The organism is Streptococcus cristatus, from assembly GCF_001578775.1.
GTDB lineage: Bacteria > Bacillota > Bacilli > Lactobacillales > Streptococcaceae > Streptococcus > Streptococcus cristatus_A.
Genome location: NZ_KQ969062.1, coordinates 1,154,464 through 1,163,489 on the forward strand (window position 1 = coordinate 1,154,464; position 9,026 = coordinate 1,163,489).

Annotated in this window: 10 protein-coding genes and 1 pseudogene; all 11 read left to right on the top strand. The window is 40.7% G+C overall.

Annotated elements, in window-relative coordinates; all coding sequences use genetic code 11:
- Nucleotides 1-22: 22 nt before the first annotated feature.
- On the top strand, nucleotides 23-565 hold the full coding sequence (locus tag SCRDD08_RS05795; protein ID WP_061422815.1) for a hypothetical protein: 543 nt from the start codon (nucleotides 23-25) through the stop codon (nucleotides 563-565).
- The gene (locus SCRDD08_RS05800; RefSeq protein WP_155719764.1) at nucleotides 562-1,173 is read left to right on the top strand and encodes a DUF5052 family protein; all 612 of its coding nucleotides are present in this window, start codon (nucleotides 562-564) and stop codon (nucleotides 1,171-1,173) included. The genes SCRDD08_RS05795 and SCRDD08_RS05800 overlap by 4 nt, the downstream gene beginning before the upstream one ends.
- A 39-nt stretch (nucleotides 1,174-1,212) precedes the next feature.
- Nucleotides 1,213-1,830 carry a DNA alkylation repair protein gene (locus tag SCRDD08_RS05805; RefSeq protein WP_231089341.1) on the top strand — a complete coding sequence of 206 codons (618 nt, stop codon included), beginning with the start codon at nucleotides 1,213-1,215 and terminating at the stop codon, nucleotides 1,828-1,830.
- A gap of 560 nt (nucleotides 1,831-2,390) precedes the next feature.
- Nucleotides 2,391-3,467 carry an aspartate-semialdehyde dehydrogenase gene (locus tag SCRDD08_RS05815; RefSeq protein WP_061422818.1) on the top strand — a complete coding sequence of 359 codons (1,077 nt, stop codon included), beginning with the start codon at nucleotides 2,391-2,393 and terminating at the stop codon, nucleotides 3,465-3,467.
- A 79-nt stretch (nucleotides 3,468-3,546) separates the two neighbouring features.
- Nucleotides 3,547-4,483: pseudogene (dapA, locus tag SCRDD08_RS05820) on the top strand (4-hydroxy-tetrahydrodipicolinate synthase).
- A 54-nt stretch (nucleotides 4,484-4,537) separates the two neighbouring features.
- Nucleotides 4,538-5,137, top strand: coding sequence for a hypothetical protein (locus SCRDD08_RS05825; RefSeq protein WP_061422819.1), 600 nt, complete (start codon nucleotides 4,538-4,540; stop codon nucleotides 5,135-5,137).
- 237 nt (nucleotides 5,138-5,374) lie between these two features.
- Entirely contained in the window at nucleotides 5,375-5,875 is a 501-nt protein-coding gene (locus SCRDD08_RS05830; protein WP_061422820.1) for a GNAT family N-acetyltransferase, read from the top strand.
- Between the two features lie 15 nt (nucleotides 5,876-5,890).
- Nucleotides 5,891-6,229 carry an ATP cone domain-containing protein gene (locus SCRDD08_RS05835; protein ID WP_005590355.1) on the top strand — a complete coding sequence of 113 codons (339 nt, stop codon included), beginning with the start codon at nucleotides 5,891-5,893 and terminating at the stop codon, nucleotides 6,227-6,229.
- Nucleotides 6,230-6,530: 301 nt separating this feature from the next.
- On the top strand, nucleotides 6,531-7,739 hold the full coding sequence (gene fadE / locus SCRDD08_RS05840) for an acyl-CoA dehydrogenase FadE (RefSeq protein ID WP_005590354.1): 1,209 nt from the start codon (nucleotides 6,531-6,533) through the stop codon (nucleotides 7,737-7,739).
- A gap of 94 nt (nucleotides 7,740-7,833) precedes the next feature.
- Complete coding sequence (locus SCRDD08_RS05845) at nucleotides 7,834-8,682, top strand: 3-hydroxybutyryl-CoA dehydrogenase (protein WP_061422821.1); 849 nt, start codon at nucleotides 7,834-7,836, stop codon at nucleotides 8,680-8,682.
- Nucleotides 8,683-8,699: 17 nt separating this feature from the next.
- A partial coding sequence (locus SCRDD08_RS11920) for a thiolase family protein (protein WP_462217695.1) occupies nucleotides 8,700-9,026 on the top strand: 327 nt, incomplete at its 3' end.

Sequence of the window (9,026 nt, forward strand, 5' to 3'; positions counted from 1 at the left end):
TTTGCTCATAGGAGGATGAACATTGAAAAAAAGAAGTCTCAAACAGGAATTAATTTATCTGGCCTCAGGGGAATCGATAAGTGTCGTGTTGTTCTGCATCGTGTATGCCCTGTATACGAAACCAGAGACCCGATTTGCCACATCTAGTGCCGTCCTTTATTTCCCACTGTTAATTCTTAATCTGATATTGGTTCAAGGTTCCCTCTATTGGCTTAACTGTTTAAGACGAATCCAAAAGAAGAAGTCCTTGGAAGCTCAACTGCTTGCCCCTCTTTATAAAGGGCTAAAAGCGCTGGATTTTATGATGCTGCTTGCATATATACCGATTTGGATCTGGTCTTTTAGAGTGAGTAGTAGCAGTAATATCATTATTGGAGTTTTACTTTGGTTGTTTGCCATCATTGAATTTGTAAATTATTTTTACTATCGCCTGTCTTACTATACAATGGGTGGCCTAGGACTGCAAGTGATGAGGCCTCTCAAGTTATTATTGACGGGAAAAGCTGCCAAATCGCAAATTGCAAAAGAAATTTCCTTATACGAAAAAAATATGGAGCATAAATAATGAAAAAGAAATACCTATTAATAACTCTTCTAAGCATTGGTCTTTTGACCTTGACTGGTTGTCAGTCTGTTGAAAAGTGGTTTAAAAATGCCAAGGAAGAATGGCTGGGGCTGGAGATGACGGTTCGCACCTATGATGAGAATTCCCAACTCATAGACCAGATGTCAGGGAAGTCCTTGTCCATCTCGCGTAACGAGGAATTTGATTCAGTTGATGCAGAAGGGAATTCCAAAGAAGACTCATCTGTGCTCAAAATCACCTTGGGTAAGTATGAGATTGATCATGTGGGCTCTTCCTTGATTGCAGAAGAAAAAGGCTTGAAAGATGTCTTTGCTCAATATCAAAAGACTGCAGATGTTGATGAGAATAGCCATTCTGTCCCTGTTTTAAATCGCATGATTTCAGCTTTTAAAAACGATTTTACCGGCAAGAAAAAGGTTATTCTGATTCGCTCTCAAAACGGCACTCCGTTGGCTGCCTATGCTGGCGATCGTGTCTCTCTTGATAAATCTGATGCTCCCAAAACTTCTGAGTTGCTGATTGACGGCAAGCGCCTCGTGATTTACCGCTGCGACTACACTATTTATGACCGTGAATTGCTGGAGTAAGCTATGAATGTAGAGGAATTGGTAAAAGAGTAAAAAGCTGTGGCTAACCCTGATGATGCGGCGGCTATGAAAGCCTATATGAAAAACAAATTTGAGTTTCTAGGAGTCAAGACTCCAGTCAGACGGAAGATCACAAAGGCTTTTTTCAAACAGCAGACTGACACCGTCATTGACTGGAATTTTATAAATGAAGCTTGGAATAATCCCTATCGAGAATTGCAGTATGCTGCACTAGATTATCTGGAAATTCGCAAGAAACTATTGACTCCATCTGACTTGCCACGTTTGAAAAAGCTGGCCCAAACAAAATCTTGGTGGGATACCATTGACTTTCTGGACCGCTTGGTCGGATCCATCATTGCCCGATTTCCAGAAACAAAAGAGATTATTTTATCCTGGAGTTGCGATAAGGATATCTGGCTGCGACGCTTGGCTATTGATCATCAGCTATTGCGAAAAGAGAAAACAGATACAGAGCTGCTGGAGAAGATTTTAGTGAATAATCTAGGCCAAACAGAATTCTTTATTAACAGGGCCATCGGCTGGGCGCTGAGAGATTATTCAAAAATCAATCCAGACTGGGTCAAGGATTTCATAGAACGGCATCAGGCAGAAATGGCTGCCCTTAGTATTCGAGAGGGAAGTAAGTATCTGTGATGGTTGACCAATCTTTATGGCTTGACATTTTCTACGCTATAGCTTATGATAGATAGGTGCGATGAGTCGATATGCAGATTTTCTGCAATTGAAGCATGGGAGGTCATAAACGCAGGAGCGGACCTTGATCAGTTGTGTGAACCTGCTGATCACACGAAAGTGCCCCTATCCCCAGTCTACGGATTGGGGATTTTCTATTGCTCTTGACGAAGTTAAGTCTTAGAGCAATGGATGCAGTTTTGTTCGTGAGAACAAAATCTGTAAACCTTGGAAGTTCTCATAGAGAGGCAAGACAGTTGGTCGAAGCTGATCTTAGAGACATTGATACTGAGATAGTTGGCGTCGTGAGTGCTATTGCTCTTGATGAAACTACTCTTAGAATGCAAGACAGTTAGTCGTAGCCGAGCTTAGAGGCATTGATGCTGAGGCGGTTGGTGTTGTGAGTGCTGCGTATTTCGACAAAATAAGGCCGTAATTCTTTAGAAATATTTGCATTTTTCCTTAAAAATAGTATAATACTAGAATATACAAAATTTTTAGAAAATTCAGAGGTGGATTGTATGGGATATACAGTTGCTGTAGTTGGTGCCACTGGTGCTGTTGGCGCTCAAATGATTAAAATGCTGGAAGAATCAACACTTCCAATTGATAAGATCCGTTATTTGGCTTCTGCTCGTTCAGCTGGTAAGGTTCTTCAGTTCAAAGGACAAGATGTCACCATCGAAGAAACAACAGAAACTGCCTTTGAAGGCGTAGACATCGCTCTTTTCTCAGCTGGTGGCTCTACTTCAGCAAAATATGCTCCGTATGCAGTCAAAGCTGGTGCAGTCGTAGTGGACAATACCTCATATTTCCGCCAAAATCCTGATGTGCCTCTGGTTGTTCCAGAAGTCAACGCTCATGCACTAGATCAGCATAAAGGGATTATCGCTTGTCCTAATTGCTCAACTATTCAGATGATGGTGGCCTTGGAGCCAGTCCGTCAGCAGTGGGGCTTGGAGCGTATCATTGTTTCTACATATCAGGCAGTTTCAGGTGCTGGTATGGGAGCCATTCTTGAAACGCAACGTGAGCTTCGTGAAGTTTTGAATGATGGTGTGAATCCACGTGATTTGCATGCGGAAATCCTACCTTCTGGTGGTGATAAGAAACATTATCCAATTGCCTTCAATGCTCTTCCACAAATCGACGTCTTCACTGACAATGATTACACTTACGAAGAGATGAAGATGACCAAAGAAACCAAGAAAATCATGGAAGATGATACCATCGCTGTGTCTGCTACCTGTGTACGTATTCCAGTCCTGTCAGCTCACTCTGAGTCTGTTTATATCGAAACAAAAGAAGTAGCTCCGATTGAAGAAGTCAAAGCAGCTATTGCAGCTTTCCCAGGTGCCGTTCTTGAGGATGATGTAGCTCACCAAATCTATCCTCAAGCTATCAACGCTGTTGGATCACGTGATACCTTTGTTGGTCGTATCCGTAAAGACTTGGATGCAGAAAAAGGAATCCACATGTGGGTTGTTTCAGACAACCTTCTTAAAGGAGCGGCATGGAATTCTGTCCAAATCGCTGAAACTCTTCATGAGCGTGGTTTGGTCCGTCCGACGGAAGAAGTTGTTTTTGAATTAAAATAAACTGTCTGAAAATACGTGACAGGTCGAGGATTGAATATCTGTCATTCAATCCTCTTTTCATACAAAGAGAGGTAAGTTTATGGCATACGCAGATTTGAAGAATTGTAAAATCATCACAGCTTTTATTACGCCTTTTCATGAAGATGGCTCCATCAATTTTGAGGCTATTCCAGATTTGATTGAGCACCTTTTGGCTCATCATACAGATGGGATTTTGCTAGCTGGAACGACTGCAGAGAGTCCAACCTTGACTCACGATGAAGAGTTGGAGCTATTTGCGGCAGTTCAAAAGGTTGTCAAGGGGCGCGTTCCTTTGATTGCAGGTGTCGGTACCAACGAAACGCGTCGACTCTATCGAATTCGTCAAAGAAGTAGATGCCTTTGGTGGTTTTGCGGCTGGTTTGGCCATTGTTCCCTATTACAATAAACCGTCTCAAGAAGGCATGTATCAGCACTTTAAAGCCATTGCGGATGCTTCAAACCTGCCGATCATTATCTACAATATCCCAGGACGGGTAGTGGTTGAAATGACGCCTGAGACCATGTTAAGACTGGCAGAACACCCAAATATTATCGGTGTGAAAGAATGTACCAGTCTGGCTAATATGGCCTATTTGATTGAGCATCGTCCAGAGGAGTTCCTGATTTATACGGGTGAGGACGGCGATGCCTTTCATGCTATGAATCTGGGGGCTGATGGAGTTATTTCAGTTGCTTCTCACACAAATGGTGATGAAATGTTTGAAATGCTGGATGCTATTGAGCACAATGACATCAAAAAAGCAGCAGCTATCCAACGAAAATTCATCCCTAAAGTCAATGCGCTTTTCTCTTACCCAAGCCCAGCTCCAGTCAAGGCTGTGCTCAATTACATGGGATTTGCAGCAGGTCCAACCCGCTTACCGCTTGTGCCAGCTCCTGAAGAAGATGCCAAACGCATTATCAAGGTCGTGGTTGATGGCGACTATGAAGCGACTAAAGAGACTGTTAAAGGTGTCTTGAGACCAGATTATTGATCGGCAAATTTGCTTTAGATTTTATATAGAGTAAGTAAGGTGTGATGAAATAATATGACAGAAAAGCATAGTCAACGAATCGAAGAGTACAAGGCAAAGCGTAGTCTGGAAAAGCTTGAGGGGAAGAGAGTTTACGACAAGCCAATTATTCGAACTGGTGATAAGGCAAGTTTTTATGGCGCAGGTCTAATTTTGTTAGGGTTTGGTTTGGGGGCTCTTTATCTATTTCTTAACCTTATAACAGATTGGGATTTAAAACTTTTCTCTCTTATCTGGGAAACACTTGCTGGATTAGGGATTGTTGTCAGTCTTTTCGGGGCTTTTAAAATTGGTCGGTTAGAGTTACATACTGTGTCAATGATAGCAGACAAAGAGAAGAATTTTGACATTAAAAGAGCTTTCAATCTTTATAATGTCATCCACAAACCGACTAAGAAAGTTTTACTTCAATACGATAGTGAGGATGATAGTTTGATTTCTCTAAAAGCTGGGGGTGATTTATTAATTGAGCTCCTAAAGAAAGTTGAGGAAGAGAAATTGCTTTTTAATAAGATTAACAAAACTCTGAAATTAGAAGAAGTATCTGAAAATCATTGGAAAATGCAATATCGTTACAAGAAACAAGATATTGTATTAGAGCAAAGTAGTATATAGTATATGTCTTATTGCCTAGTCCTATTAACTTGATTTTAAAGGGCTAGCATTTATAATTCTCTAAAAAAGATTTCAAAAGGATTGCAGTTGAATGGCGCCTCAAACGTTAGATAACATTCTAAGGATTGAGGTTCGGTTCTTTTCTGCAGTCTTTTTCTAAAAGTTTCATTCTTTTTGAAAAAAATAAGAAAAAATTGTATAATGATAGGGTAAGTTATTGCTTAAGAGGTGATGATAATGCAGGTTCGTAAGGCAAGCAAGGCTGATTGGCAACTAATCCAAAAGATATGTAGAGAAACTTGGTTGACTACCTATAAAGATATTTATTCCTCTTCCTACATAGAGCGAGTCTTTGACATTTTCTATAGCCAAGAACGTTTGCTGAAGGACTTGACAGAACTTTCTCCTGAATGGAATGGCTATTGGCTGGCAGAAATGAAAGGTCAGGTACTTGGTTGTATCGGTGGTGGAATGAGTGAGGACGGCAGAGCCAATGTCTACGTTCTCTATGTCTTGCCGCAGGCTCAACGTTTGGGAATCGGTCATGCATTACTGGAGACCTTGACAACCTATCAAAAGTCACAATATCAGGCAAGAGAACAAGCCGTTACAGTAACGGAAGGAAATGCTATCGGTCTTCCATTTTATGAAAAAGAAGGCTTTGTCTTTGAGTCTGCCACTGTAAATTGGATTGATAGCAGTCAAGCTAGAGATTTACACTATATCAGAAATATATAAATAAAGGAGTATTTTATGAAAGTCATTAAACGCAGTGGGGAAGTCGTTGACTTTGACCCAGATAAAATCTATCAAGCGGTATTAAAAGCAGCTCAAACCGTTTATGTCTTGACAGACGACCTCCGCCAAAATCTAGCCTTGGTGACAAAAAAAGTCGCGTTAGATTTGGAAGAAGCCAAGGTTGAGCGTGCCACTATCAGTATGATTCAGTCTATGGTTGAAAACCGTCTCTTGGGAGCAGGTTATATCACCATTGCTGAGCATTATATTTCTTACCGCTTGCAGCGTGATTTGGAGCGCAGTGGTTACGGTGATCATATCGCTGTCCATTTGCATTTTGAGCAAATCCGATAACAATGCTGAAAAGCCCAGATGGGCTTTTTCTTTTTCAAAACTCAATATAAAAATTCAGTTCAAAGGAGATTTTTCTTCAAAAGTTGTAATCGTATTCAAAATTTTTCCTTGTTTTTATTAGAAAAAGGCCTTTCAAAGCCAGTTAAATCAATATGTATAATCTGGACTTATGCTCTTCTTAATCTTTCTTAAGTAGACACTAGGACATATTAGATATAAAATGAAAGCGTCAACAAGTACTGAGCTGCAAAAATGAAAGCGCTCTTATACAAATAAAAACTATACAAAAGGAGTCAATAAAATGGCAACTAAAGAAGAAATTTTACGTGAATTATACCCTGAGGATCTTTTCCACTATGCCGATGGCTTGACATTGGGAGAAGCGGAAGTATTACAAGAAACTCGTCGTTTGATTGAAAAGCATCTTCGTCCAGTCATTAATGAATATTGGGAAGCACCTGATTTCCCATTTGAAGAATTCTATGCAGTTGCTAAAGGCGCTCAAATCATGAACAACCCTAAATTGTTCGAAGGTCGCGAAGGCAACTACAAACCATCAGAACTTTACATCGCATTCTTGTATTTAGAATTAGGCCGTTTCGATGCGTCTATAGCGACTTTCTTCACAGTTCATGGTGGACTTTGCTACAACACAGTCTTGCTTGGTGGTGACGAGCGTCAACAAAAAGAATTCCTTCCTAAATTAGCTGCATTTGACTGGCAAGGATGTTTCGCTTTGACTGAACCGTTGTCAGGTTCTGACATTGCTGGAGGGCTTGCAACAACAGCTGAGCGTGTTGGCGATAAATGGATCTTGAACGGAGAAAAACGTTGGATCGGTGGATCAGATACAGCTGATGTGGTTCCAGTATTTGCTCGCGACGTTGAAGATGGAAAAGTAAAATGTTTCATCGTTCGTAAAGGCGCTCCTGGATATCATGCAGAACCAATCCCTCACAAAACAGCTCTTCGTTGCGTACGTAATGGCCACATTACTATGAAGAATGTGGAAGTGCCAGATTCAGACCGTTTGGTAAACATCAATGGATTTGGCGATGTAGCTCGCATCTTGACATTCACTCGTGCTGACGTTGCTCACATTGCAACTGCTATCACTTGTGGCTCATACGTAGCAGCTCTTAAGTATGCTAAAGATCGTCAACAATTCAAACGTCCAATTGCTGCATTCCAAATCGTACAAGAAAAATTGGCTAGAATGCAAGCTAACGCAGTGGCAGTACTTTCATACTCAGCTCGTATTGCTGAAATGCAAGAAGCAGGTAACGAATTGATGTTGAACTCTGCACTTGCTAAGATGCACAACTCATTGGTAATGCGTGAAACAGTTGCACTTGCACGTGAAACATGTGGTGGTAACGGAATCACTCTTGAAACTGATGTAGCTCGTTTCTTTGCAGATGCTGAAGCAATCTACACATATGAAGGTTCTCATGAAGTGAATGCTTTGATTGTAGGCCGTGAAATTACTGGTATTGGAGCATTTGTATAATAATGAATTTGGAACGATTGCTCAGCATTTGCTAGTAATCGTTCCGATTCTTTCTTTTTGAAGTTTATATTTTGATAGTAAATAGGAGAAAAAAATGAGTATTTCAAAAGTGATGATCATTGGATCAGGTCAAATGGGAAGCGGTATTGCGCAAGTCTTTGCTCAATCAGGTTTCACAGTTTATCTCAATGATATCAAAGAAGAGTTTGTTCAAAGAGGACTAGATGGTATTACTAAGCAATTGTCTCGTTCTGTTGAAAAAGGTCGTTTGTCAGCAGAAGATAAAGACAGCATTTTGGCAAATCTGATTCCTTCTACATCTTATGAAGATGCTAAACATGTTCAATTGGTTATTGAAGCGGCTACTGAAAATCGCGACATCAAATTGAGCATTTTTAAACAGTTGGATGAGTTGACTGACCCTCAAACTATTTTGGCTTCAAACACTTCATCTCTATCTATTACTGATATTGCAGCTGCGACAGTTCATCAAGAACGTGTTATTGGTATGCACTTCTTCAACCCAGCACCAGTTATGAAATTGGTTGAAGTTATCCGTGCGCTTCAAACGTCAGATGAAGTTGTCAAAGCTGTTCGTGAATTGACTGAAAAAATCGGTAAAACAGCTGTAGACGTGAAAGATTCTTATGGTTTTGTTGTGAACCGCGTCTTGATTCCAATGATCAATGAGGCTATTTTCATCTTAGGAGAAGGAATTGCTTCAGCAGAAGAAATTGACGAAGCAATGAAACTAGGTGCTAATCACCCAATCGGCCCATTGGCATTGGCTGACTTGATCGGTCTTGATGTCTGCTTGGCTATCATGGGAGTGTTAAACAATGGATTTGGAGATCCTAAGTATCGTCCTGCTCCACTTCTGAAGAAGATGGTTGAAGCTGGTAAGCTTGGTCGCAAGACTAAAGAAGGATTCTTTAAATATTAAGATATAAGGAGCAAGAAATGAAAGAAGCAGTTATTGTAGCAGCAGTCCGCACACCTTTAGGTTCTTTTGGTGGAACTTTAAAAAATGTTTCGGCTGTTGAACTAGGTAGTTTAGTTATTAAAAGTGCTATTGAACGAGCAAATTTGAAGCCCGAACAAGTTGATGAAGTTATCATGGGGAATGTTCTGGGGGCAGGACTTGGTCAAAACGTAGCTCGTCAAATGAGTGTTAACGCAGGTGTCCCAGTAGCTTCTCCAGCTTTCACTATTAACAAAGTTTGTGGCTCTGGTTTGAAAGCAGTTCAATTGGCGGCTCAAGCTGTATTGTGTGGAGATGCCGATATC

Coding starts and splice junctions, on each gene's coding strand:
- SCRDD08_RS05815 (WP_061422818.1), top strand. CDS start 2,391: ATGGGATATACAGTTGCTGTAGTTGGTGCCACTGGTGCTGTTGGCGCT.
- SCRDD08_RS05825 (WP_061422819.1), top strand. CDS start 4,538: ATGACAGAAAAGCATAGTCAACGAATCGAAGAGTACAAGGCAAAGCGT.
- SCRDD08_RS05830 (WP_061422820.1), top strand. CDS start 5,375: ATGCAGGTTCGTAAGGCAAGCAAGGCTGATTGGCAACTAATCCAAAAG.
- SCRDD08_RS05835 (WP_005590355.1), top strand. CDS start 5,891: ATGAAAGTCATTAAACGCAGTGGGGAAGTCGTTGACTTTGACCCAGAT.
- fadE (WP_005590354.1), top strand. CDS start 6,531: ATGGCAACTAAAGAAGAAATTTTACGTGAATTATACCCTGAGGATCTT.
- SCRDD08_RS05845 (WP_061422821.1), top strand. CDS start 7,834: ATGAGTATTTCAAAAGTGATGATCATTGGATCAGGTCAAATGGGAAGC.